This is a genomic window from Curvibacter gracilis ATCC BAA-807, assembly GCF_000518645.1.
GTDB classification, from domain to species: Bacteria; Pseudomonadota; Gammaproteobacteria; order Burkholderiales; family Burkholderiaceae_C; genus Curvibacter; species Curvibacter gracilis.
Genome location: NZ_JADZ01000004.1, coordinates 162,968 through 186,315, shown reverse-complemented (window position 1 = coordinate 186,315; position 23,348 = coordinate 162,968). Strand labels below are relative to the sequence as shown.

Annotated in this window: 29 protein-coding genes; 17 read left to right on the top strand and 12 right to left on the bottom strand. The window is 67.8% G+C overall.

Going from position 1 to position 23,348, the window contains the following annotated elements:
- Positions 1-5: 5 nt before the first annotated feature.
- Together L880_RS0100885 and L880_RS0100880 are read left to right on the top strand one after the other, a co-directional pair.
- A complete protein-coding gene (locus L880_RS0100885; protein WP_027474053.1) occupies positions 6-581 on the top strand; it encodes a hypothetical protein in 576 nt (191 codons plus the stop codon).
- 141 nt (positions 582-722) lie between these two features.
- Positions 723-950 carry a glycine zipper 2TM domain-containing protein gene (locus tag L880_RS0100880; protein ID WP_027474052.1) on the top strand — a complete coding sequence of 76 codons (228 nt, stop codon included), beginning with the start codon at positions 723-725 and terminating at the stop codon, positions 948-950.
- A gap of 62 nt (positions 951-1,012) precedes the next feature.
- On the opposite strand, the gene L880_RS31160 is transcribed toward L880_RS0100880, so the two are convergent.
- Positions 1,013-1,324, bottom strand: coding sequence for a hypothetical protein (locus tag L880_RS31160; protein WP_043328044.1), 312 nt, complete (start codon positions 1,322-1,324; stop codon positions 1,013-1,015).
- Between the two features lie 318 nt (positions 1,325-1,642).
- Here L880_RS31160 and L880_RS36590 point away from each other — a divergent pair, with 318 nt between their 5' ends.
- The 3 genes from L880_RS36590 (at position 1,643) to L880_RS34720 (ending at position 2,870) form a co-directional block, all read left to right on the top strand.
- Positions 1,643-2,014, top strand: a complete 372-nt coding sequence (locus L880_RS36590; RefSeq protein ID WP_043328042.1) for a hypothetical protein — start codon at positions 1,643-1,645, stop codon at positions 2,012-2,014.
- An 84-nt stretch (positions 2,015-2,098) separates the two neighbouring features.
- Positions 2,099-2,680 (top strand): ferritin-like domain-containing protein, encoded by a 582-nt coding sequence (locus tag L880_RS0100865; RefSeq protein WP_027474051.1) that lies wholly within the window; start codon positions 2,099-2,101, stop codon positions 2,678-2,680.
- A gap of 31 nt (positions 2,681-2,711) precedes the next feature.
- Positions 2,712-2,870 carry a DUF3309 family protein gene (locus L880_RS34720; protein ID WP_043328040.1) on the top strand — a complete coding sequence of 53 codons (159 nt, stop codon included), beginning with the start codon at positions 2,712-2,714 and terminating at the stop codon, positions 2,868-2,870.
- A gap of 31 nt (positions 2,871-2,901) precedes the next feature.
- Here L880_RS34720 and L880_RS0100855 read toward each other — a convergent pair whose 3' ends face one another.
- Positions 2,902-4,347, bottom strand: coding sequence for a phospholipase D-like domain-containing protein (locus L880_RS0100855; protein ID WP_245614854.1), 1,446 nt, complete (start codon positions 4,345-4,347; stop codon positions 2,902-2,904).
- A complete protein-coding gene (locus L880_RS34090; protein WP_157462524.1) occupies positions 4,344-5,045 on the bottom strand; it encodes a hypothetical protein in 702 nt (233 codons plus the stop codon). The genes L880_RS0100855 and L880_RS34090 overlap by 4 nt, the downstream gene beginning before the upstream one ends.
- Before the next feature lie 285 nt (positions 5,046-5,330).
- Here L880_RS34090 and L880_RS0100845 point away from each other — a divergent pair, with 285 nt between their 5' ends.
- The 6 genes from L880_RS0100845 (at position 5,331) to L880_RS31125 (ending at position 9,011) form a co-directional block, all read left to right on the top strand.
- Positions 5,331-5,597, top strand: coding sequence for a DUF2789 family protein (locus L880_RS0100845; RefSeq protein ID WP_245614853.1), 267 nt, complete (start codon positions 5,331-5,333; stop codon positions 5,595-5,597).
- A 130-nt stretch (positions 5,598-5,727) separates the two neighbouring features.
- Complete coding sequence (locus L880_RS0100840) at positions 5,728-6,069, top strand: c-type cytochrome (protein WP_027474048.1); 342 nt, start codon at positions 5,728-5,730, stop codon at positions 6,067-6,069.
- 235 nt (positions 6,070-6,304) lie between these two features.
- Complete coding sequence (locus tag L880_RS34085; RefSeq protein WP_169737706.1) at positions 6,305-6,817, top strand: Spy/CpxP family protein refolding chaperone; 513 nt, start codon at positions 6,305-6,307, stop codon at positions 6,815-6,817.
- Between the two features lie 38 nt (positions 6,818-6,855).
- Positions 6,856-7,188 carry a hypothetical protein gene (locus L880_RS31135; protein WP_157462523.1) on the top strand — a complete coding sequence of 111 codons (333 nt, stop codon included), beginning with the start codon at positions 6,856-6,858 and terminating at the stop codon, positions 7,186-7,188.
- Between the two features lie 168 nt (positions 7,189-7,356).
- Positions 7,357-8,091, top strand: coding sequence for a hypothetical protein (locus tag L880_RS31130; RefSeq protein WP_043328036.1), 735 nt, complete (start codon positions 7,357-7,359; stop codon positions 8,089-8,091).
- An 83-nt stretch (positions 8,092-8,174) separates the two neighbouring features.
- The gene (locus L880_RS31125) at positions 8,175-9,011 is read left to right on the top strand and encodes a helix-turn-helix domain-containing protein (protein WP_051442925.1); all 837 of its coding nucleotides are present in this window, start codon (positions 8,175-8,177) and stop codon (positions 9,009-9,011) included.
- A gap of 49 nt (positions 9,012-9,060) precedes the next feature.
- Here the strand turns inward: L880_RS31125 and L880_RS0100815 are convergent, their stop codons facing one another.
- Complete coding sequence (locus L880_RS0100815) at positions 9,061-10,014, bottom strand: LysR family transcriptional regulator (RefSeq protein WP_084460873.1); 954 nt, start codon at positions 10,012-10,014, stop codon at positions 9,061-9,063.
- Between the two features lie 190 nt (positions 10,015-10,204).
- Between L880_RS0100815 and L880_RS31120 the strand changes: the two genes are divergently transcribed.
- Genes L880_RS31120 through L880_RS0100800 form a run of 3 tightly spaced genes read left to right on the top strand, consistent with a single transcriptional unit; the run spans position 10,205 to position 12,859 of the window.
- Positions 10,205-10,636, top strand: a complete 432-nt coding sequence (locus L880_RS31120) for a DUF3237 domain-containing protein (RefSeq protein WP_051442924.1) — start codon at positions 10,205-10,207, stop codon at positions 10,634-10,636.
- Between the two features lie 46 nt (positions 10,637-10,682).
- Positions 10,683-11,666 (top strand): tripartite tricarboxylate transporter substrate binding protein, encoded by a 984-nt coding sequence (locus L880_RS31115; protein ID WP_043328033.1) that lies wholly within the window; start codon positions 10,683-10,685, stop codon positions 11,664-11,666.
- Positions 11,666-12,859: a M20 aminoacylase family protein gene (locus L880_RS0100800; protein WP_043328032.1), complete on the top strand. Its 1,194-nt coding sequence runs from the start codon at positions 11,666-11,668 to the stop codon at positions 12,857-12,859. The genes L880_RS31115 and L880_RS0100800 overlap by 1 nt, the downstream gene beginning before the upstream one ends.
- Positions 12,860-12,993: 134 nt before the next feature.
- Here L880_RS0100800 and L880_RS0100795 read toward each other — a convergent pair whose 3' ends face one another.
- Entirely contained in the window at positions 12,994-13,743 is a 750-nt protein-coding gene (locus L880_RS0100795; RefSeq protein WP_027474045.1) for a Crp/Fnr family transcriptional regulator, read from the bottom strand.
- Between the two features lie 384 nt (positions 13,744-14,127).
- On the bottom strand, positions 14,128-15,057 hold the full coding sequence (locus tag L880_RS0100790; protein WP_027474044.1) for a LysR family transcriptional regulator: 930 nt from the start codon (positions 15,055-15,057) through the stop codon (positions 14,128-14,130).
- A 95-nt stretch (positions 15,058-15,152) separates the two neighbouring features.
- On the opposite strand from L880_RS0100790, the gene L880_RS31110 reads away from it, so the two are divergent.
- Positions 15,153-16,418: an MFS transporter gene (locus L880_RS31110; RefSeq protein WP_084460871.1), complete on the top strand. Its 1,266-nt coding sequence runs from the start codon at positions 15,153-15,155 to the stop codon at positions 16,416-16,418.
- Positions 16,419-16,450: 32 nt separating this feature from the next.
- Here the strand turns inward: L880_RS31110 and L880_RS0100780 are convergent, their stop codons facing one another.
- The gene (locus L880_RS0100780; protein ID WP_027474043.1) at positions 16,451-17,029 is read right to left on the bottom strand and encodes a Crp/Fnr family transcriptional regulator; all 579 of its coding nucleotides are present in this window, start codon (positions 17,027-17,029) and stop codon (positions 16,451-16,453) included.
- A gap of 169 nt (positions 17,030-17,198) precedes the next feature.
- Between L880_RS0100780 and L880_RS31105 the strand changes: the two genes are divergently transcribed.
- A complete protein-coding gene (locus L880_RS31105; protein ID WP_051442922.1) occupies positions 17,199-17,558 on the top strand; it encodes a darcynin family protein in 360 nt (119 codons plus the stop codon).
- Here the strand turns inward: L880_RS31105 and L880_RS0100770 are convergent.
- The 4 genes from L880_RS0100770 to L880_RS0100755 form a co-directional block, all read right to left on the bottom strand.
- On the bottom strand, positions 17,546-18,445 hold the full coding sequence (locus tag L880_RS0100770; RefSeq protein ID WP_027474042.1) for a LysR family transcriptional regulator: 900 nt from the start codon (positions 18,443-18,445) through the stop codon (positions 17,546-17,548). The genes L880_RS31105 and L880_RS0100770 overlap by 13 nt on opposite strands.
- Before the next feature lie 22 nt (positions 18,446-18,467).
- Positions 18,468-18,881, bottom strand: coding sequence for an OsmC family protein (locus L880_RS0100765; protein ID WP_027474041.1), 414 nt, complete (start codon positions 18,879-18,881; stop codon positions 18,468-18,470).
- Positions 18,882-18,947: 66 nt separating this feature from the next.
- Positions 18,948-19,832, bottom strand: a complete 885-nt coding sequence (locus L880_RS0100760) for a pirin family protein (RefSeq protein ID WP_027474040.1) — start codon at positions 19,830-19,832, stop codon at positions 18,948-18,950.
- Between the two features lie 161 nt (positions 19,833-19,993).
- The gene (locus L880_RS0100755) at positions 19,994-20,974 is read right to left on the bottom strand and encodes a LysR family transcriptional regulator (protein ID WP_027474039.1); all 981 of its coding nucleotides are present in this window, start codon (positions 20,972-20,974) and stop codon (positions 19,994-19,996) included.
- Between the two features lie 146 nt (positions 20,975-21,120).
- Here L880_RS0100755 and lysA point away from each other — a divergent pair, with 146 nt between their 5' ends.
- Positions 21,121-22,365: a diaminopimelate decarboxylase gene (gene lysA / locus L880_RS0100750; protein ID WP_027474038.1), complete on the top strand. Its 1,245-nt coding sequence runs from the start codon at positions 21,121-21,123 to the stop codon at positions 22,363-22,365.
- Here the strand turns inward: lysA and L880_RS31100 are convergent.
- Entirely contained in the window at positions 22,313-23,221 is a 909-nt protein-coding gene (locus L880_RS31100) for a helix-turn-helix domain-containing protein (RefSeq protein WP_043328026.1), read from the bottom strand. The genes lysA and L880_RS31100 overlap by 53 nt on opposite strands.
- Positions 23,222-23,348: the final 127 nt, after the last annotated feature.

The window sequence follows — 23,348 nt, the reverse complement described above, 5'->3', positions numbered from 1 at the left end:
ACCTCATGAACGACCACCTTGCCCCCGGCTTCATCTTCGCCACGCACCAGGAGGCCGAGTCTGCCCTGCAGACCCTGGGGCGCGCCGGCATCGACCTCAAGACCCTGTCGCTGCTGGGCAAGGGCTACCACAGCGAAGAGCACCCCACCGGCTTCTACACCGTGGGCGACAAGATGAAGGCCTGGGGCGCCACAGGCGCTTTCTGGGGCGGTATCTGGAGCCTGTTGCTGGCCCCTGCCGTCTTCTTTCTGCCCGGCATCGGCGTGCTGGCCATGGCCGGCCCGGTGGTGCTGACCCTGGTCGGCGTGCTGGAGGGCGCCGCCCTGGTGGGTGGGCTGTCGGCCCTGGGCGCAGCGTTGACGCGACTGGGCGTGCCGGCCGACGCTCAGATCAAGTACGAGACCGCGCTCCAGGTCGACCAGTACGTGCTGGTGGTGCACGGCAGCCTGGAGGAAGTGGCCCGCGTGCGCGAATTGCTGACGCCGCCGAGCAACAGCAGCCATAGCCCGGTGGGCGCTGTGGGCGCTGTGGGCGCGATGGGCGCGATGGGCCCCATCGGCGCCACCCGCGCCGCCGCCTGAACCCTGGCCTGGCCCACAACGTGGCCCAGGGCACAGACAGAGTGCACAGCCCGGCCCATGCTGGGGTTCCGGGCCCAGGCGCCGGGCCGCCCCGCGGGGTGGCACGGGCAGGGCCTTCATCAACCCGAACAGGTGAAACACATGACTTTCCTCTCTCAAAAATCCCTGGCCCTGTCGGCCAGCACCCTGGTTCTGCTCAGCCTGGGCGCCTGCAGCGGCATGTCGGGCCGGCAACAGGACACCGCGGTCGGGGCCGGCGTGGGTGCCGTGGGCGGCGCCATCCTGACCGGGGGCAGCGGCATCGGCACGGTGGGCGGTGCAGCCGTGGGCGCGGTGATCGGCAATGAGGTCGGCAAGAACAAGCGCTGAACACGGACAGGCCGCCAAAAGCGGCCTGCCCTCCCCCCCCCACGGCAGCCTGGCTGCCCGGCTCACGGGGTCATGGCCACCCCCGGATACGAGGCCAGTGACTGGGCCAGCAAGGCGTGACCGACGCCACCCAGCGGCACGCGCAGGGTCAGAAAGTCATCCACCCATGCGGCCTGCAGCAGCTCGGCCAGCCCGGCCTCGTTGCCCCGTGTGGCCAGTTGGATGAAACACAGCGCTTCGCGCTGCCCCCGGTTTGACAAGGTCATGATGCGCAGATAGGCCACTGGGCCAAATGCAGCGCATACCTGCGCCAGCGTGGTGGCCAGGCTTTGCACATCGTCGCAATCGGCCAAGGTGGCTGCGATGGAATTCATACCCTCTTCTCCCTGCTGTTGACGATGGGGCAATTTGCAACAGCGCTGCCAGGGGGTCTGTGCGTCAACCCACACTGATCCGCTCACACGGCGCTTGGGGTGCCGCCGCACAGACGGCCACACGCCCTGGCCCCATGGTGAGGGCTGGACGTTGAGTGGACCCCGCCCTGCTCCTGCCTGAAAGGCTGATGCCGCGGGGCCCACCGACGCCACACCGACCTGATGCCCCGGTGCCCGGCCAACCAGCAGCCCCATCAAGGTTGCACCCCGCCAGCGCGCCCTGCGCTCCGCTGCGGGCTGCCTTCACAGGAGTTCCCCATGAACACGACACGCACTTTTCTGACCCTGACGCTGGCCACCGCCGCCCTGGCCCTGGCGGGCTGCTTCTCCGTGCCAGCCGGCCCCGCCGGCCCGGCAGGCGCCACCGGAGCGACAGGCTCGATGGGGCCGGTTGGCGCCTCGGGCAACACCGGTAACACCGGCTATACCGGCGCCACGGGTTACACCGGCGCCACCGGGGCCACAGGCGCCACCGGTGGGGCAGGGGCCACCGGCGCCATGGGTGGCACAGGCGCCACGGGCGATACCGGCAGCACCGGCAGCACGGGTGCCACCGGCGCCAAGGGCAACACCGGGGCCCGTGGCACCAGCGCGCCAGCCGATGGCGTGCTGTACGTGCCTGCGCGCTGAAAGCCCCACCGCGTGGCCCCGCCCGGGGCTGCGCGGAGCACTCCCCCTGCCCTGCCCCTTCACCTCAACTGCAAAGGCACTGCCATGACCGAATCCCTGCAAGCCCCGCTGGACCTGGGCGCCTTGCGCCAACGGGCCCGCCAACACCTGGAGCAAGGCGCCGTGACGGCCGGCTACCAGGCCGACCGCGAACAGCTGCTGCTGCAGCTCAATGCTGCGCTGGCCACCGAACTGGTGTGCGTGCTGCGCTACCGCTACCACCACTTCATGGCGCGCGGCATCCACGCCCAGGCGGTGGGTGCCGAGTTTCTGGCCCACGCCAATGAAGAGCTGGCCCATGCCGATCTGCTGGCCGAGCGCATCGTGCAGCTGGGCGGGCGCCCCGACTTTTCGCCCGCCACCCTGCTGGCGCGCAGCCACGCCGAGTACGTGCCCGGTGAGGGCCTGACCGACATGATCCGCGAAGACCTGGTGGCCGAGCGCATCGCCATCGACAGCTACCGCCACCTGATCGGTGCCCTGCACGGGCAGGACCCGACCACGCGCCGCCTGCTCGAAGGCATTCTGGCGGTGGAAGAAGAACACGCCGACGACCTGGCCGATCTGCTGCAGCACGCCCCACAGGCCGCGCTGGCGCCCGCGCGCCCAGCCCTGCTCGCGCTATGACAGACCGCCCCACCCTCTCAGGAGCCACGCCATGACCCTCGGAACCTTGATGCTGTTCATTCTGATCCTGCTGCTGCTGGGCGTGGTGCCGGCCTGGCCGCACAGCCGTGGCTGGGGCTATGCGCCCAGCGGCGGCGTGGGCCTGGTGCTGGTGGTCGTGCTGGTGTTGATGCTGCTTGGGCGCATCTGAGGCCCCTCAGCCAGCAGAGGCCCTCGGGGGCTCACAACAAGCGCGCCAGCCGGCGCGCGCCCCACTCCTTGAGCCGCCACGACAGCGGCCGTTGCTGCCATTGCGCCCAGGTGATGGGCGTGGCCGCCAGCAGATCGGTCTCGAAGGCCTGCTGCAGGGTGGCGGCAAACGCCTCGCCCAGCAGCACGGCATTGATCTCGTCATTGTCCAGTGCGCTGCGCCAGTCCAGGTTGCTGGAACCGACACAGGACCACAGACCATCGATGACAGCCGTCTTGGCGTGCAGCAGCACGCTGCGCATCTCGAACACCTCGACACCGGCCTGCAACAGCTCGGTGTATTCGGAGCGCCCAGCATGGAAGGCCAGGCCCGAATCGGATTGCCCCGGCAGGATCAGCTGCACCTGGACGCCGCGCGCCGCCGCGGTGGTGAGCGCGGCCATGAGCTGGTGATCCGGCACAAAGTAGGCCTGGGTGATCCGGATCTGCCGCTGCGCCTGGCCCAACGCCGCCAGCAGGCTCAGGTACATCAGGCTGTAGAGATCGTCGGGCGAGCTGGCGATGGCACGCACCACCTGCGGCCCCATCGGGGGCACGACCGGAAAGTAGTTGCGCGCGGCCAGCACCGGCCCACGCTGGCGCTGCCAGCTTTGCAGAAACAGGCGCTGGAACTCGGCCACGGCCGGACCTTCAATGAGGATGTCGGTGTCGCGCCAGGTCAGCGCGGGCACCGCGCCGTTTCCGCCACCGGCTTTGCCTCCTTGCTCGGCGCCCGAGGCTTTGCCCGGCCGGTGCCTGAGCCCACGCAGCGATGAGCCACTGGCATACACCCCGCTGATGTTGACGCCCCCCAGAATCGCCAGCCGGCCATCCACCACCAGCAGCTTGCGGTGGTCCCGGTGGTTGGGCGCCCACGGCGCCAGCGCCACCCAGGGCTGCAGCGGGTTGAACTCCAGCACCTGCACGCCGGCATCGCGCAGCCGCTCGAAGAAGGCCGGGTCGGTGCCCCAGGCGCCCACGCTGTCGTACATCAGATTGACCTGCACGCCCGCACGCTGGCGTGCCAACAACAGTTCGGCGAAGCGCTCGCCCACCGCGTCGTCGTCGAGGATGTAGGACTCGAGGTTGATGTGGTCCTGCGCCTGGGCGATGGCCTCGAACATGGCCTGGTAGGTGGCGGCCCCATCCTGCAGCAGACGGGCCCGATTGCCCAGCACCAGGGGCCGGCCCACGATCATCTGCTCTTGCGCAATGCGCTCGTCCAGCCCCGAGGCATCACCCCAGGTACCCTGCAGTCGCTGTACCAGGGCCGCGCTGCGCTGGGCCGACAGCTGGCCCCAGGCCGCCTGGAAATGCGGTGTGGCACTGGGCTGCACCTGCCAGCGCCACACCGGCAGCTGACCGCAAGCCGTCAGGGCCAGCACGCAGCCCGTCAGACACAGGACCTGTCGCAGCCGGGCGGCGGCGCATCGGCTCATGGCGTGGCGCCGAGGCGGCGCAGACGGGCCGGCCCCGAAGTCACCGGGCTGAATTCGGTCGCCCGCGCGGGACCCGGTGCCAGGGCACCTTCGCTGGCGCTGATGCGGGCTTGTTCCGCGGTGTCGTGCGGGTAGTGGGGGCCGGCGTAACGCCGTTGGTAGTCGGGCAATGGCGCGGCGGGGGGCGTGGTGCGCCGGTTCCAGCGCTGCCAACCCAGCGGCAAGGCCTGCCAGCCCTGGCCCCAGTGCTCGTCCCAGCGGGGCGCGGTGTCCGGCGGGCCGCCACGCAGTTCGTCGGGCGGACGGTGGTCATAGCGCAGGGGCACGCGCAGCAGGAACAAAGGCACCTCGTCACGCCACATCAGTTGCCAGGGCCCGCCGTACCACCGGCTGCGGTACCAGCGCTGGTCGCGGAAGAACCAGAACGCTCCCTCATAGAAGAAGTAATTGGCCCGCCCGCCAGGCTGGTAATACACCGGGTACCCCGGCACGGGTACCAGGCGGGGGTAGGCCGACAGGGTCAGGCCGATGCGCTCGCCAGCCAGCCACGCATCGGCTTCGGCCACCACCGGCTTGACCACAGGCAGCGGCCACTGGGCTTGCGCGGCGCACGCCAACGCTCCGCCCCACAAGGCCCAGGCAGCCCAGCGCGGCCTGACGCGCACGCCCACAAAGCCCTGAGATTCAGCGTTGTTCACCATCGTCGTCCCGCACCCCCTGGGCGCCCAGCCAGAAAAGGCAGGCCGCGGTGACGCCTTGCAGACGCCCGGCCAGCCACCAGCCCACCAGCCTGCGCCCCCTTGCAGCGTGTGTCGGTGCGGCGGAGCACGTGGAGAGGCGCCCGCAGCAGGCCGAAGAACCGCCATCCCGTCGCCTCTGTGCCCAGGCGCACAGACCGGCCGCCAAAGCGCAGCTCAGCATGGCTTGATGCCTGCCGGCCCGCCGTGGCCCATTTCAGGGCCCGGCGCTGGCGGGCACCCGTCTTGAAAGCCCCCATGGAACTCCACCCACACGACCTCGGACACCTGTTTCAGCAACTGGGCCTGCCGGCCGATCCAGCCGAGCGCGATGCCTTTGTCCGTACCCATCGATTGCCAACGGGGATGCGTCTTTCCGAAGCGCCGTTCTGGAACGCCTCACAGGCCGAATTTTTGAAGAAATCACTCGCCGATGACTCCAGCTGGAGCGCCCAGGCCGATGAATTGGCGGCGCTGCTCAGTGCCGAACCACCCGCTGACGAACAGGATTGACTCCCTGGGGCCGTGTGCGTGAACGCACTGACGCCTCCCAGAGCCGCCCCCACAGTGACACGCGGGCGGGCCCGACCCGCTCTGAACGATTTCAAGACGAACTCATCACGCGTCGACCCAGGAGAACCCCATGAACTTGCGCCCCGCCTTGCTGAGCCTGATGCTGGCCTGGGCCATGGCGGCCCGGGCCGCCGACCTGACCGACGCCAGCCATGGCCAGTTGCTGTACGACACCCATTGCATCAGCTGCCACGGCACCCAGGTGCATTGGCGCGGCCAACGCCTGGCGCACGACTGGCCCTCCCTGCGGGCGCAGGTACAGCGCTGGCAGAGCAACTCCGCCCTGGGCTGGCGCGAGGCCGATGTGCAGGATGTGGCGCGCTACCTCAGCGACACCATCTACCACTTCGAGCCTGGCGCCTCGGCGCAAGGGCTGACACCCGCACTGTCGCGACTGCAGGCCCTGCCATGACGCAGCCCCGGACAGCTGCCCCAGCTGCCCACCGCCCCCGCCGATCCTGGGGCGCGTGGCTGGCCGGGGTGCTGCTGGGTGTCCTGCAGGTCCCCTGGGCGCTGGCCGTGGACGTATTGCTCATTGGGCCGGTCTGGGCCTCGACCCAGCCCGCTGTGCGTCAGCACGCCGGTCTTCAACGATGGCCGCCAGCCCCACCTCTTTTGTCTCCACTTGCCTCATCCGAAAGAAACCCATGAAAACCGCATTGAATGTCTGGACCCTGGCCTGCGCGCTGGTCGCCGGCCTGGCCCTGAACCCCTTGCCCGCTCTGGCGCAGGACGCCTCGCCCAAGCCCATGATGCAGGGCGGGGGCCACCAAGAAGGCCACACCGGCCCCAGGCACGGGGCGGGCCCGGAGCATGGCGGCACCCGCCATGCCGGGGTGGAGCAGCACATCCAGACGCTGCAGCAGCGCCTGCGCATCACGGCCGCCCAGGCGCCGCAATGGGATGCCGTGGCACAGGCCATGCGCGAGTCGGCACGCGAACTTGACACCGCCATGGCACGCCGAGGGGCGCAGGTGCAGGCCGGGCCCGTGGCGGCCACCGACTCGCTGAAAGCCTATGCCCAGATGGCCCAGGTGCATGCTGACAGTGCCGGGCGTCTGGCCTCTGCGTTTGCGCCGCTGTACGCGGCCATGAGCGCCGAGCAGCAGAAACAGGCCGATGAGGTGTTTGCCCAGCGCATGCGACCAGGCCCCAGGTGAGCCGGCCCCATAACGTGATGACGATGCAAGGCGCCCCCATGAACCGCATTCCACCCCGCCACCTGGCCTCAGCACTGGCGTTGGGCTTGTTGCTGGCCTGCACCAGCCCCCTGGCCCAGGCCGAGCTGAGCATCAGCATCGGCCTGAACCCCTACGGCTACGTGCCCTACCCCGGCCCTGTGTCGGTCTACCCACCGGGCCCGGTGTACTACCCACCGCCAGTGATCTACCTGGGCAATGGCCGCTGGGGCCACGACGATGACGACGATCGCCGCCACCCAGGGGCTTGGCCGCCACCCCGGCCCAACCCCAACCACGGCCATGCCCAGCCGGGTGGCGGTGGCCCCCACGGCGGCGGTCGCAGGCACTGAGCCGGCCCGGCCGTGGCCTGCACTGAGCGTGCGCCAACGCACGGAAAGCGCCGGCCACCGGGCGCCATACTGGCCCATGAACACTCACCACCCAGCCGCCCCCCCAGCCGACGCGTTCGGCATGCATTCTTGCGGCAGCGCCCGCCCCACCCCGACAGGAGCCCGGCCATGACCTACCAAGGCGCCCGGGCCCAACCGGTGCTGGACGAAACCCACAAGGTGTTCGAACTGTCGGCCGCCCACTGGGATGCGCAGGACCAGATCAGCCATGTGCGCTGGGTGGAGGTGCATGCCGAATCGAACCTGGACGTGGGCGCTTCCAGCGTGGTGCCGGTGGCCGATGTGATCGACGCGCTGCACGATGGCGCTCGGGTGATGGCGGTGTTCTCAGCAGCGTCTGGCCTGCCACGCGGCTTGCAGTTCGAGGTGGTGGAACACCCGGACGGCCACGAGACCATTGCCCTGGCCTCCCACGCAGGCACCGAGACCCATGCCAGCCCCGGCTTGCACGCGCTGAGCAGCCTGAGCGCCACCGAGCTCGACACCCAGGCCGGGCCGGTGCCCACAGCCACGCCGCAGCCCACGCATGCGGTGTCGGAGGTGGCGCTGGACGCGGACGGGCGCGTCACCGCCGTGCGCTGGGGGATGGTCGATGTGCAGCGCAACGATTGGGCCGGCAACCAGCAGCACGCCGATGTGGCCCGCGTGGTGCGTGCCCTGCATGCGGGGCACGCGGTGTTTGCGCTGTTTCCGGCCACCCACGGGCATGTGCACGAGCGGGAGTTCAGGGTGGTCCACTATGGCAACGGCCTGCAGACCATTGCCTTGCACGGCCCCAGCACGCACGAGCGCGAGATCCACGACATGACCCATTTTGTCTGGCCCCTGCTGGCCCGGAACTGAAATACAAAGCCGGCTCCACCGCCACACCAAAGACCACCATGTGCTGTTGCCTTGCAGGGCCCCGACCGCTCCATGGCCCCGCCATGAGCGTTGGCGCAGGCCTTGGCTGCGGGGCCTGCGACCTGCTTGCGTTGACACGGCCAGAGGCCACGGATTTCAACCGTGCCCAAGCGCCGGGGGCGGGGCCGTTCGGGCCGCCCCGGCTGCTTGCTCTGGCCCGGGGGGCCGTCCTGTTCCGCCAGGGCGACGCCTGCCGCGCCGTGTACGCGGTGCGTGCGGGGGGGCTGAAGTCCGAGGTGGTGTCAGCCGACGGACGCCACCAGACCGTGGGTTTTCACCTGTGCGGTGAGTTGGTCGGCCTGGCAGCGCTGGGGCTGGGCCGCCAGATCGGTGAAGTGATGGCGCTGGAGGATTCACAGGTCTGTGTGCTGCCCCTGCGCCACCGCCCCGATCCGATGGCCTTGCCTGCGCTGCTGCAGCAGCGGCTGCTGGCCGAACTGGGCGAGGCCTTGCAGCAGGCCCACCAGTTGCAGATCCTGCTGGGCTGCAGCAGCGCCCAGGTCAGGCTGTGCAGCTTTGTGCTGGAGCTGAGCCGGCGCGCGCGCCTGCAAGGCCTGTCAGCCACCCGGCTGCGGCTGCCCATGACGCGCCATGACATCGGCAGCTACCTGGGTCTGACCGTGGAGACCGTGAGCCGCATGCTCTCGCGCCTGCACGATGCCCGGGTGCTGGAGGTGCATCGGCGCGAGCTGCGGGTGCTAGACGCGCCCACCCTGCAAAGCCTGAGCGCCACCCCCGAACGCGAACGGATGGCCGGCAGGCACCGGCCCCAGCACACCGTGCCGCCCGCCCTGCCCCGCTGGGAAGCGGGGCAGACCCGAGGCCCGGCGCGTGGCCTCGGCCCCGAAGCCGGCGTGTGATCAGGACGTAGCACTCAGCGCAGCACGTGCGGCAGCCCCCAGGCCACCCTCAGGACTTCAACACCCTGATGACCTCCTTCACAGCGGGCGAGGTTTCGCCGACGTGGTGCAAGGCCCCCAAAGGAGGCAGCGCGATCGATTGCCGCAAAGGCAGCTCGATCAGTTCGCCGCTTTCCAGCCAGGGTCCGGCAATCGACCTTGGCAAGGCGGCCAAGGTGTGGTCATCGCTGGTCACGGCCACCAGCAGCATGGCCGAGATGCTCTGGACAGGCGCCTGCTCGGGTGTGAAGCCGGCCTGATCGCAGGCCTGCATGAAGGCATTGAAATTGACCGACACCCCGATGGGCAGAGAAAAGGGATAGGCCGCCAGCGCATCCAGGCTCAGGCGCTGTTGTGGGTGCCGCGGGCGCGCCGGATGCCGGGGTGAGGCCACCACCGCGATCTCGTCGGCGCACAGTTCGGTGAACACCAGGCGACGGTCCAGCGCCGTGGCGGGCTTGCGCACCAGAGCGATCTGGGTCAGGCCCGAGTGCAAGGAGGCGGCCATGTCATCGGGCATGCCTTCGTGCAGATGCAAGCGCCAGTCGCGCAGGGCGGCGCGCAGGGCGGCTATGCGCGGACGCACCAGTTGCGAGAGTGCCGACGGTATGGCCCCGATGTGCAAAGGCCGGGCCACGCCCAGGGCGGAGGCCGCCAGGGCCTCGGCTGCGTAACTGACACTGCCCAGCATCTGACGCGACTGATAGGCCATGAAACGCCCGGCCTCGGTGGCCCGCAAGCCTTTGGCATGGCGCTCGAACAAGGCCACTTCGAGCATGTCTTCCAGCTCACGCAGCGCCTGACTGGCCGCCGGCTGGGTGATGCCCACCGCTTCGGCGGCTTCACGCAAGGTGGTGCTGCATTCAAGCGCTGCCAGCAGACGCAGATGGCGCAGGCGCAAGCGCCCGAGCATGCGTTCATTGAGCACATGGGCACTGGGGTTGGGTGGACGCGAAGCGGACATGAAACCTCATCCTGGACAAATCACGGGGGCCACGAGCGATAAGCAATGCTTATGCCGGCATGGTTTTCTGACTGGTTCGCCGCAGCCGGCCTGCTTAGACTGGCCTCAGCCAAAACCGGTACCAGCGTACCGCCCCTGAGAGTTTCACAGGGATGGCCGCAGACCTCTGCAAGCAAGAACTGGAGCCTCCATGGACGACACACCGATCACCCTGCCAGTGTACGAAGCCATCGTGGATGTGGCCCCTGTCATGGAGCTGGGTCATGGCCCGTTGGGACTGCGTCGCCTGGTCAACATCACAGGGGGCGAGTTTGAAGGTCCGCGTCTTCGCGGTCGTGTGTTGCCTGGCGGTGCCGACCGCCAACTGGTCCGGCCCGACGGGGTACGGCTGCTGGATGCCCTTTATGAAATGCAGACCGAGGACGGCACGGTGCTCACCGTGCACAACCGGGTCAAGGTGATCGAACGCCCCGGGCTGGGGCGTGAAGCCCTGTCGCATGTGGACATCACCGCTCCTGCCGGCCCACACGGCTGGCTCAACGAAGCCGTGCTGGTCGGGCGCGCATCGCCCTTGCTGGCCCATCGGCAAGCCGTGCGCATCTGCGTCTATCAGCTGCGCTGATTCACCCCGGCCTTGGCCCCTCATTTTTCACCCCCTGGAGTACCCCATGATCCGACGCTCAATGCTGCTCGCCCTGGCCCTGTTGTCCTGCCTGGGCCAAGCCCAGGCCGAGAATTCAGCCAGCAACGGCATCGTCACCCTATATGTGCCGTATCCGGCCGGTGGCACATCCGATGTGTTTGCCCGCGCGCTGGCCCCTGGCCTGGCGGCCCAATTGCAGCGCACCGTGGTGGTGGAGAACCTGTCCGGCGCCAGCGGCAGCATTGCGGTCAGCAAGGTGCTGAGCCGTGGCGCCACGGGCGATTCGCTTCTGCTGGGTTCGCCGACCGAGGCCATCCTGGCGCCAGCCACATTGAAGGCGGTGAAATACAACCCGAATGAGCTGCGTCTGGTGCACGTGCTCAGCAGGCCAACCCTGGGCGTCTATGTGCGGGCCGACCTGCCCGCCAACAACATCGACGAACTGGTGGCCTTGGCCAAGGCGGCCAAGGACAAGCCTTTGAGCTATGGCAGCGTTGGAATAGGCTCGGTGTACCACCTGGCAGGCGATGCCTTCGTGCAGGCGGCCGGGCTGAACCTGACCCATGTACCGTATCGGGGCGGCACCCCGCTGCTGCAGGATCTGATGGGTGGACAACTCGACATGGCCTTCTTCCCCGTCGATGGAAACCTCATCAAGATGGTGTCGGGGGGCAAGATGCGCATCATCGGCGTCACCGGGCCGGCACGCTCGCCCCTGGTGCCAGGGGCCGGTACCTTTGCAGAAAGCAAGACCCTGCCGCGCTTCAGCACCGTCGATGTCTGGGGCGGGGTGTTCGTGCCCAAAGCCACCCCCGAAGCCATGGTGCAAAGCCTGCACCGCGCAGCCCAGGAGGCCGTCAACCGACCCGAGGTGCGCAAGAGCCTGGAAACCGCCGCCGGAGTGCCACTGATGCCCCCGATGACGCTGGAGCAATTGACGGCGTTCTACAACAATGAGATTGCACAGTACCAGGACGCCACCCGTCGCGCCCGTCTGGAGGCCAACTGATGAACGCACAGCTGCTGCCACCCGCCCTGGACGAAATCCGGGCCCATGAAGACGAAATGGTGGCTTTGCGCCGCCAGATCCACGCCAACCCTGAACTGGGCTATGAAGAACTGACCACCAGTGATCTGGTGGCAGAGCGCCTGGCCCGCTGGGGCTGGGAGGTGCACCGGGGGCTCGGAGGCACCGGGGTGGTGGGCACCCTGAGAGCCGGCCAGAGCGGGCGCCGCATCGGCTTGCGCGCGGACATGGACGCCCTGCCCATGAACGAGACGTCAGGCCGCCCCTGGGCCAGCAAGGTGTTCGGCAAGATGCACGCATGCGGCCACGACGGGCACACGGCCATGCTGCTGTCGGCAGCCCGGCACCTGGCGGCCACGCGTCGCTTCGATGGCATCGTGCACGCGGTGTTCCAGCCTGCCGAGGAAGGCCTGGCCGGGGCACGCAAGATGTTGGAGGACGGGTTTCTGGACTTGTTTCCCTGCGACGCGATCTTTGGCATGCACAACGCACCCGGTCTGCCCGAAGGCCAGTTCATGGCGGTGCCGGGCTCTGCCATGGCCAGCGTGGACCACTGCATCATCAAGGTCGAGGGCGTCGGTGGTCACGGCGGTTTGCCACAGAGCACGGTCGATCCGATCGTGGCCGGCTCGGCCATCGTGATGGCCCTGCAGAGCATCGTGGCACGCAACGTGCCCCCGCTGCAAATGGGCATCGTGTCGGTCGGCGCCTTTCTGGCCGGTGGCGCCCCGAATGTGATCCCGGGCACGGCCGAACTTCGACTGACCGTGCGGGCCCTGCAGCCCGAGGTGCGCGATCTGCTGGAGCGGCGCATCACCGAAGTGGCCCAGGCGCAGGCAGCCACCTTTGGTGCACGGGCCGAGGTCCATTACCAGCGGCGCTACCCGGTGCTGCGCAACAGCCCCGAGCACACCCGCTTCTGCCTGGATCTGGTGCGGGATTGGCTGGGAGACGCAGGCCTGGTCGAGCAACCGGAGCCCGTCACGGCCAGTGAGGACTTTGCCTTCTTTCTGGAGAAAATCCCTGGCTGCTTCATCAACATCGGCAACGGTGTGGGGCAGCTCGGGGGCTGCTCGGTGCACAACACGGCGTACGACTTCAATGACCGGGTACTGTCCACAGGCGCCAGCTACTGGGTGAAGCTGGTGGAGCGCTGGCTGGCCCCGACGGCTTGAGCAACGGCCGGGCGGGCAATCCAGCGGGTGCTGCCCGATCGGAGGCAGGGGGACTTTCTTGAACTCGGCAGCATGCCGACCCTGTTCAGGTCAGCCTGCAGCGGCTGGCACAGACGGTGCGCCAGCCCACCGATTCAGGGCTTGAGCATGTGCTCGTAATCGCTGCGCTCCAGTGCGTAGCAGTCGCAGCTGGCGCGCTGCAGGCCGGGTCGGTCGAGCACCAGGATCTGGCCGCGGCTGTACTGGATCAGCCCCAGGTCCTGGAACAGGCCAGCCTGCTGGGTGACCCCGACGCGGCGCATGCCGAGGGCGGCGGCCATGGCCTCGTGGGTCATGCGCAGGTCGGCACTGCGCATGCGGTCCTGGCACATCAGCAGCAGGCGCGCCAGCCGTTGGGCCAGCGAGTGAAAACGCCCACAGGTCGCCATGAGCCCCATCTGCGACAGCTCGAAATACAGGTATTGGATGAACAGCCGGTTGAGCCCGCCATGGCGCAGCGTGAGCTGCTGCAGACGCAGAAGCTCGACACGCCAGGCCCGGCCTGGGCCGGTCACCACAGCATCAAAGGCGCAGGCCGACACGCCCAGCGCCTGACCGGCCCCCAGCATGCCCTCAAAGCCGATCAGGCCGATCTCGAAATGGCGCTGCCCCAGCGGTCGGGACAGCAGCGAGACCATGCAGTCGACGGGAAAATACACCCATTCCAGAGGCTGGCCGGCGTGACCAAGCTGCTGCAGTTCGGTCACCTCCACCAGCTCCGCGCCGGTCAGCAGGTTGTGGCGTGCGGCCTCATCCAATAGGGCAAGCAAGCGGTTGGCAAGGCGTAGATCGATGACGGACTCCGGGGGTGTGCCCGAAAGGGCTTTCTGATTGTGGGTAGTCATGGCTTTGGGATCCGTCTGGTAACGAACACGGACAAGGCCCAGCCCAGATGCGAACGGCCCTTTTTGTCACACCCGCTGCGCTGAGTGGAGTACTTTGGTCGGTTCATCCATCGTCCTGGCTGGCCACCGCCGCGCGGCCATGGCTGCATGCGCCCGGCAGACCGGTGTCCGTCCGGCGAGCAATGGCGCCGCCACGCCCACCGGACCGGCATGCACCGCTGCCGCCCCTAGCGCGACGCAGCATGCCGTTTTGTCACGTCACCCCATTCTGTGGAAATACCGGTCCCGATTCGCGCAGGGTACGCTGCCGCACAGAGACCACCGAATGACACCGGATGATCTGGGCAGCAGCGGTCGAGAGCAGGGTCATGCCGGCCCGCACACTCACACGTCAATCGCCGACGGCGCGGCCTGGCGGATCAGTTCAATGAAGCGACTCAGGCGCGCCGGAACCAGCCGGCTGTAGGGATAGACCAGGTACACCGGCAGGGGTGGGGCCTGCCACCCTGGCAACAGCCGCACCAGCCGGCCGGCAGCGATGTCTTCGTCCACCAGCCAGTGCGAGAAGATGCCCAGGCCCAGCCCGCGCAAGGCGGCGTTGCGCAGGGCGTACAGGCTGTCGGTGCTGAAGCGTGGGCGGATGGCAAAGCTGAACGATTCGCCCGTGGTGCGCTGGTTCAGCAGCACCTCGTTCTGGTAGAAGGTGCGCACCGCCATCCAGGGCAGGTCTGCCAACTCACGCGGGTGGCTGGGCGGCGCGGAGGCATCCACCCATTGGGGGGCGGCCACCACCACGCGCCGCACCTCACCCAGCTTGAGCGCCACCAGGTTGGGGTCTTCGACCGTGCCCACGTGGATGGCACAGTCCACCCCCTCGGCGATGAAGTCGGGCAGCCGGTCATGCAGCAGCCATTCGAGCGACACCCCGGGGTAGCGCGCCAGGTAGTCGGCCACCGGGCCGATCAGTTGCTGCTGGCCGAAGGCGTGCGGCGCCAGCACGCGCAACGTGCCCTGGGGCTGGGCCGCCTGGCCGCGCAGGCCCTCGTCCATGGCCTGCCAGGTCTCCAGCAGGCCCCGCGCCAGCATCAGGCAGCGCTCGCCGTCTTCGGTCAGCTTCATGGCGTGGGTGCTGCGCTGCAGCAGCTTGAGGCCCAGTTGCTGCTCCAGCGCCGTGAGACGGCGGCTGATGGTGGGCTGGGTGCTGCCCATCTGGCTGGCTGCCGCCGACAGGCTGCCCGCCTCGACGATGCGCACAAAGGTGTCGAACAGCTCGATGCGGTCGACCTGACGGCTGGCAGGCAGGGTGTTTTTCATACGCCAAGCGTATATCAATTGTTCAAATCGGGACACTACCAAGGCGGCAAGGGCTTCCCTACAGTTCAGCACATCGATCCTGACCGGAGAAACCCATGACTTCCATACCCAATGTGCATGAACCCGAACGCCAGACACCCGCTGCACCCGCGGTGCCCGCGCTGAGCCAGAAACACCTGGCCTTGCTGGCCGCAGGCGCGGGCTTCAGCGTGGCCTCGCTTTACTACAGCCAGCCGATTCTGGGCGTGCTGGGCGCCGACCTGCAGGCCAGCGCCAGCCGCATCGGCCTGGTGCCCACGCTGACGCAACTGGGCTATGCCCTGGGCATCCTGTTGCTGGCGCCGCTGGGCGACCGGCTGAACCGGCGCCGCCTGATCCTGACCAAGGCGCTGGCCCTGACCGCCGCCTTGCTGCTGAGCGCCTTCGCCCCCTCGGTGCCCTGGCTGCTGCTGGCCAGCCTGTTGATCGGCCTGTCAGCCACGGTGGCGCAGGACATCGTGCCGGCCGCCGCCATCCTGGCGCCCGAATCCAGCCGGGGCAAGGCGGTGGGCACGGTGATGACCGGGCTGCTGCTGGGCATTCTGCTGTCGCGGGTGGTGAGCGGCCTGCTGGCCGAGCAACTGGGCTGGCGCGCCGTGTACGGGGCGGCTGCGGCCTCGGTGGCGGTGCTGGCCGTGGCACTGTGGCGCGGCCTGCCCGACTTTGCCCCCACCACCCGGGTCTCGTACACCGCCCTGATCGGCTCGATGGGCCAGCTGTGGCAGCGCTACCCGGGGCTGCGCCACGCCGCGCTGGCCCAGGGCCTGCTGGCGGTGGGCTTCAGTGCCTTCTGGTCGACCCTGGCGGTGATGCTGCATGCCGAGCCCTTCCACCTGGGCAGCGGCGCGGCCGGTGCCTTTGGCCTGGCGGGCGTGGCCGGTGCCCTGGCCGCACCGCTGGCCGGCCGCATCTCGGACCGTCGCGGCCCCGAGCTGGTGACCCGCCTGGGTGCCGGCCTGAGTGCCCTCGCCTTCGCCAGCATGGCGGGCGCCGCCCTGCTGCCGCCGCAAGGCCAACTGGTGCTGATCGTGCTGAGTGCCGTGGCCTTCGACTTCGGCGTGCAGGCCACCCTGGTCGCCCACCAGACCCTGGTGTATGGCCTGGAGCCTGCAGCGCGCAGCCGGCTCAACGCCTTGCTGTTCGTGGGCATGTTCGTCGGCATGGCCACCGGCGCCTGGCTGGGCAGCCTGGCCCTGGCCCAATGGGGCTGGCTGGGGGTGGTGGGCCTGGCCACGGTGGCGGCGCTGGGGGCCCTGGCGGTAAGGCTGGCGGTCCGCCAGAGCACCGTGCCCGTGGCTACGCTGGCCCAAGGCCAGGGCTGAGCCCAGACCCGACGGGTAGGTGTCACCGCAGCTCACCGGCCCTCGCTACGCCGCACCCGCATCACGATGCGGTTCAGGCCCACCGGCGTCAAGGCCAGGTAGCGGGCCAGGTCTTTCTGGGGGATGCGGGCTTCCAGTTCGGGGTGGGCCGCACGGAACGCCCGGTAGCGCTGCTCGGGGTTCAGGGTGAGCAGTTCGCGTTCACGCTCTTCCTTGCGGGCTGCGAACACCAGGGTCAGGGCCTGCAGCACGCGCGCCCAGGCCAGGTGGCGATCGGCCAGATCGGTCAGCAGCGCATAAGGCAGGCGCTCCAGCACACTGGGCTCCAGGGCCTCGACCATGAAATGGGTGCGGCCACCGGCGGGCAAGGCGGCCAGGCTCGCAAAAAAGCGGCCCTCATGGGCAAAAGACTTGACCCACTCGTCGCCTTCATCGTTGAGGTAGCAGAGCTTGAGCAGGCCAGAGCGCACGGCGTACACATGGGGGTGCTCCACCCCTTGCGCAAAGACCACCTGCCCGGCCGGCACCCGGAGGCTGTGCAGGCTTTCGGCCACCTGATCCCACTCGGGCAAGCGGGTGCCTTGCGCCGGATGGAACAGCGATTCGAACACCGACGACGGCACAAACGTCCTTTCAGGGCTTAACCCGGGTTAATGCAGGCCAAGGGCGGGCGACCTACAGTGGCGCGGCCTCGGGGCCAGCGCAGCGGCACAAGACCCGCATCGCGCCGGACGCCAGCGCCCCCCCCACTTCTGGCACATACCAACGGACCTTTGAATCATGACGCCTGCCTACACCTACTTCATCTTCCTGCGCGCCACCCCGGCGTGGTTGCGCCTGAGCCGCAGCGAGCGCGACCGCCTGGCCCGGCAGCACCTGACGCCACTGCTCGGCGAGCCCGAACACCTGCGGATGCGCTTCTTCGACGCAGAGGCCTTCAGTGCGTTTTGCAGCGATGTGATGATGATCGAGACCGACGATCCAATGCGACATTACTTCTTCATGGAGGGTCTGCGCGACACGCCCCTCATCCATGCCCCCTATTTCGAGGTGTTGCAGATCGTACCGGCCTTGGAGGATGGGTTCCGGGCCTACGAAAAGCACAAGGGCCCGCAGACCGATGTCTCTCAGCCGCGCTGAAGCGCCGCCTCCAGCATTTCGATGAAAGCCCGGGTCTTGCTGGGCATCAGGCGCCGGCCCAGAAACACGGCCCAGGCGGGCTCGGGGGGCAGGCACCAGGCGCTCAGCACACGGCGCAGTTCACCGCTTCGCACACGGGCCTGGGCCATGGTGTCGGGCACGGCCACGATGCCGCAGGCGCCCACCGCCATCTCCAGCAGCAGGCCAGGGGCGTTGGCCACAAAGCTGCACGGGGGGGCGCCTTCCCAGCGGGTGTCGCCATGCAGCAGCGTCCAGCGGGCGGGCTCGAGGTTGCGCTTGAGCAGCAGCACGCTCTTGTGCTGGGCCAGGTCCTCAGGCGTCTGGGGGTCGCCATGCTCGGCCAGGTAGGCCGGTGCGGCGTACAGGCCGATCGACAGCGTGGCCAGGCGGCGCGCGGTGAGTGAGCCATCGTCCTGCAGCTCGCCAAAGCGCAGGGCCAGGTCAAAGCCCTCGCCCACCAGGTCGACCCGGCGGGGCGACAGGTCCAGCTCCAGCGTCACGGCGGGGTGCAGGGCCACAAAGGCAGCCAGCATGTCGCGCAGCAACAGTGTGGCCACCTCGGGGGGCATGGACACGCGCAGCCGCCCCGTGGGCTGCAGCTGGCGGTGTTCGCTCAGGGCGGTGACGGCGTCGACCTCGGCCGCCACCTGGCGGGCATGCTCCAGCAGCTGCAGGCCGAACTCGGTGAAGGTGGAGCGTCGGGTGGAGCGCGACATCAGGCGCTCACCCAGTTGCTCTTCCAGGTGGGCCACGCGGCGCGACACCGAGGACTTGGGCAGGCCCAGGCGCTCGGCCGCCTTGCTGAAGCTGCCCGCCTCGGCCACCCGGGCGTAGATCAGCAGATCGTTGGGGTTGAGGGATTCCATCGGCGGCGCGCGGGGGCAGGCCTCAGCCCGCGGTGGCAACGAGCGCCGACTCGATGTGGATCTCGCCACTGAGCAGGCGGTGGATGGGGCATTTGTCGGCGATCTCGAGCAGGCGCTGGCGATCGGCATCCGTCAGCGTGCCTTCGATGGCGATGCGCCGCTGCAGCTGATAACGCACGCGGCCATCGGCGGCCTTGTCTTCCACATGATCGACCGTGACCCGCAGGGCCGTCACCGCCAGCTGCCGGCGGCGGATGTACAGCTCCAGCGTCAGCGTGGTGCAGGCGGCCAGGGCCGAGTCGAGCAGGTCATGCGGATCGGGCGCCCGGTCTTGCGAGCCCAGGGTCTTGTCGATGTCCGAGTTCCACACGTGGCGGCCGTTGCTGAGGGTGGTGAGCGCGCCGTTGGCACGCTGCAGGGTGGCTTCGATGGTCATGGCGGGTCTCCGTTCGGTTCAGAAAATGGGCTGCTGTGGTGCTGCTTCAGGCGGCTTCAGGCGGCCTCAAGCCGCTTCCTCACCCAGGCGGCCGTCGCGGAAATCGTTCAGGGCCTGGTAGATCTCTTCCTTGCTGTTCATCACAAAGGGGCCGTACTGCACGATGGGCTCCTTCAGGGGCTGGCCGGCAATCAGCAGCACGCGGGCATCGGCCGTGGCCTCGATGACCACGCCATCGGCCTGGGCCTCGTTGCGCAGAATGGCCATGCGTTGCAGCGGCACGGCCTGGCCGGCCACCGCCACCTCGCCCCGGTACACATACACAAAGGCATTGTGCTGCGCCGGCAGAGCCTGCTCAAAGCGCGCGCCCTGAGGCAGGTGCAGGTCGAGGTACAGCGGCTGGGTGATGGGGCGCTGTACGGCACCTTGCACACCATGGCTGCTGCCCGCGATCACGGTCACCGCCACGCCTTCGGGGGTGACGAAGTGCGGCAGGTCGGCGGCCTGGAAATCGCGGTACCAGGGGGTGTTCATCTTTTCGCTGCTGTGCAGGTTGAGCCAGAGCTGAAAGCCCTCCATCACGCCCTCTTCCTGCTGCGGGATCTCGGAGTGGATCACGCCCTTGCCGGCCGTCATCCACTGCACGCCACCGTTTTGCAGCAGGCCTTCATGGCCGGCGCTGTCGCGGTGCAGCATGCGGCCGGCGATCATGTAGGTGACCGTTTCAAAGCCGCGGTGCGGGTGGTCGGGGAAGCCGGCGATGTAGTCGTTGGGGTTGTCGCTGCCAAAGGCATCGAGCATCAGGAAGGGGTCGAGCCGGTGCTGCAGCGGCTGGGTCAGCACCCGGCTGAGCTTGACGCCCGCCCCATCCGAGGTGGCCTGGCCGCGCACCAGTTGCTCGACGCTGCGCGATTGGGTGACCGGGGTGATCTGAACAGTGCTGGAGGACATGGTGGGCCTTTCGGTGGTGAAGGGTTGAATCGAAGACCTGACTTTATTGTTGCTCCATATTTTATGGAATAGCGTATTGAGCGCCTCTTTGTTGCTCATACGGAACAATGGCGCCGCCACTGACCCAGGCAGACCGGGCACCGGATTCTTTTCAGGCGCGTTCAGTGGGGAACAGCGGATGACGGCTCAAGCAATCGGTGCAGCGCGGCGGTCACCTCCTGAGCCTGCGCCTGCAGGCACTGCACCAGGGCCTGGGTTTCTGACATGGCCGGTCGGTACAAGGGGCGCAACAGGGTGATGCTGAAGGGGATGGAGAACGCCAGCCTGCGCAACACAAGCCCCGACCCCGCCATGGCCAGGGCGGTGAAGGGGTTGACGATGGCCAGCCCCAGACCTTGCTGCACCATGGCGCACACAGCCACTGCACTGTGGGTTTGCAGGTGCAATTGGCGCACCACGCCTTCCTCGGCAAAAAGCTGGTCTATTTGACGGCCGTAAGGGTCATCGGCAGCCAGACTGATGAACTGCTGGCCTGCAAAGTCCTGCAAACGCAGTACCGCTTGCGCAGCCAGCGGATGCCCGGCTGGCAACACAGCCACTTCATCCAGCGTCAGCAGCGGAAGGGCCTGCACACCCACCGGCGTACCGGGCTGCTCGCTCAGGCCCAGGTCAAAGCGCTGGGCGCTCATCCATTCCTCCAGCAACGGAGACTCTTGCGGGGTGATGGACACACGCAGATGGGGCTGCGCCTGAAGCAGCCGGGCCATGGCGCCAGGTAACAAAGCATGGGCGAGGGCCGGCAGGCACAGCACCGAAAGCTGTGCCTCCTGCGATTGCCCCAGGGCCACGGCCCGCTCCACGACGCGCTCCAGCCCCCGCCATGAGACTTGCACTTCGTCCCACAGCGCCAGAGCGCGGGCATTGGGGCGCAGACGGCCCTGCGAGCGTTCAAACAGTGGGTAGGCCAGCAAGTGCTCAAGTCGTGCCAATTCGCGGCTGACTGTGGGCTGAGAACTGCTGAGCAAAGCGGCAGCATGGGTCACGCTGCCAGCGGTCATCACCGCACGAAAGACTTCGATGTGTCGGTGGGTGATGAGGGCGCTGCGGGTGCTGGGCAGGTCGTTGCTGGAGGGCTGGATCATGCCAAGAGCATATCGAATGTGAATGCCTGATGGACAAATATCCATTGGACCGAATAGTCCCGCTTCGACAGAATTTCAGCGGTGCCTCGCCTTGACAGCAGGCCATGGCGTCCTTTTTCTGTTTCTCATTCTTTTTGAAGCCCCACATGTCCGCTCTCTTTACCCCCGCCCAGTTGTGGTCACTGGCCAAGCAGTTCGGTACACCGCTTTGGGTGTATGACGCCGCCACCATCGGCCAGCGCATTGCCCAGCTTTCCAACTTCGACACGGTGCGGTATGCACAAAAGGCCTGCTCCAACATCCACATCCTGAAGCTGATGCGCGGGCAAGGCGTCAAGGTCGATGCGGTTTCACGCGGCGAAATTCTGCGGGCCCTGGCTGCGGGGTTCAAGGCAGGCGGTGAGCGCTCAGAGATCGTGTTCACTGCCGACTTGTTCGATGCCGCCACGCTCGACTGCGTGGTAGAGCACGGCATTCCCGTCAACGCGGGCTCCATCGATATGCTGCACCAGTTGGGGCGTCGGTCCAAAGGGCACTCGGTGTGGCTGCGCATCAACCCCGGCTTTGGCCATGGTCATAGCAACAAGACCAACACAGGCGGCGAGCACAGCAAGCACGGCATTTGGCACACCGATGTGACATTGGCACTGCAAACCATTCGTGAGCAGGGTCTGACGCTGGCGGGTCTGCACATGCACATTGGCTCGGGCGTGGACTACAGCCACCTGTCCAAGGTGTGTGACGTCATGGTGGACTTGGTGCGACAGGTGCACTCCCAAGGGCATGACCTGCGTGCGATCTCGGCCGGCGGTGGGCTGTCCGTCCCCTATCGCGAAGGCGATCCCGTGATCGACACGCAGCATTACCACGGCATATGGGACAGGGCGCGTCAGCACGCCGAGACCCTCGTCGGCCATGCGCTGGGGCTGGAAATTGAGCCTGGCCGCTTCCTGGTGGCCGAATCAGGCGTGCTGCTGGGTGAAGTGTGTGCCACCAAAAAGGCGGGCAACAATCACTTTGTGTTGGTGGACATGGGGCTCAACGAACTGATGCGCCCCTCCATGTATGGCAGTTTCCATGCCATCAGCGTGCTGCGCCGGGATGGCAGCCATGGCCCCAGCCAACCCACGGTGGTGGCTGGCCCGCTGTGCGAGTCGGGCGACGTGTTCACTCAGGGCGATGGCGGCGTCGTATTGCCTCGCGACCTGCCGGCGGCGGAGGTGGGTGACCTGCTGGTGATACACGACACCGGGGCCTACGGCGCATCCATGTCATCCAACTACAACACCCGCCCGCTGGTTGCCGAAGTGCTTGTCAACGGCGCAGAGCCCCGCCTGATCAGGCGCCGCCAGACAGTGGATGAGTTGCTGGCGCTGGAATTGGGGCTGTAAAGCCAGCAGCCTGAGCGCCCAAACGCATCCCTGGTGACACGCTGGTCATCGGCTCGACCGAGCCCTCAATGGCAGCAGCCCCCACTGGCTGATGCGCCAGCAGCGAGCGGACCCGGCCCACCAGCGCGGCCCGGTTTGCCACGCGCAGTTTCTTGAAGGCATTGGCCAGATGGAAACGGACGGTCGGATACTCCAGCCCGAGCCGCCGCTGGATTTCCTTGTCGGAACACCCGCAGCTCACCAGCCAAGCCACCTGCGCCTCACGCCGGCTCAAGCGTCCCTCCCGCTGCAGCGTGGCTTCGGCACATTCGCCGTCGTCCGGCGTCGGTGGCTGGTCCTTGAGGCCCAGACGACTCAGCGCGGCGGTGATGGCGGGCTCCACCATCCGAAGAATGCTCAACTCACTGGTGTCGAAGTTTCCACGCTCCCGGTTGCGCCAGATGCGCACGTCGCCGACGCATTGGTCCTGGTCATAAAAGTAGACATTGACGCCCCAATACATGCGGTCGCGCAGCAGAAAGTCGTTGAAGAACTCGGTGCGAGACAGGTCGGTCTGGCACATGACCTGGGTGGCGACGGTCGGCTTGCGGCGCTGCATCATGGGGAAGGTCAACGGGTCCACGAACCGGAAGTGCTCGTCCCACGAACGCAGACTGTCATCCGACATGTTGAGCGCGGTGACGCGATCAAAGCGTTGCCGCCCGCCGTCCCACACCATCGACACGTAGGTGTCGGCACGCAACAGATCCAGCAGGGGCAGCGCCATGCGCGCGCGCAGCTCATCGCCGTCGGTGGCATCTGCGATCAGCTTCATGAGGTCGGCGAGCGCCCGGGTCTGGCCAGTGGAGAGGTGCATGCGGGAATCCAAGCAAGGTTCGTGCGCGAGGACCTGATGCTAAGGACGGCCCTGCAGTTTCCCCGTCCGGTCAGACCCTAGTTTTGGCGACCCACCAGGGGACCCCCTAGCGATTCCTATAGGTGAA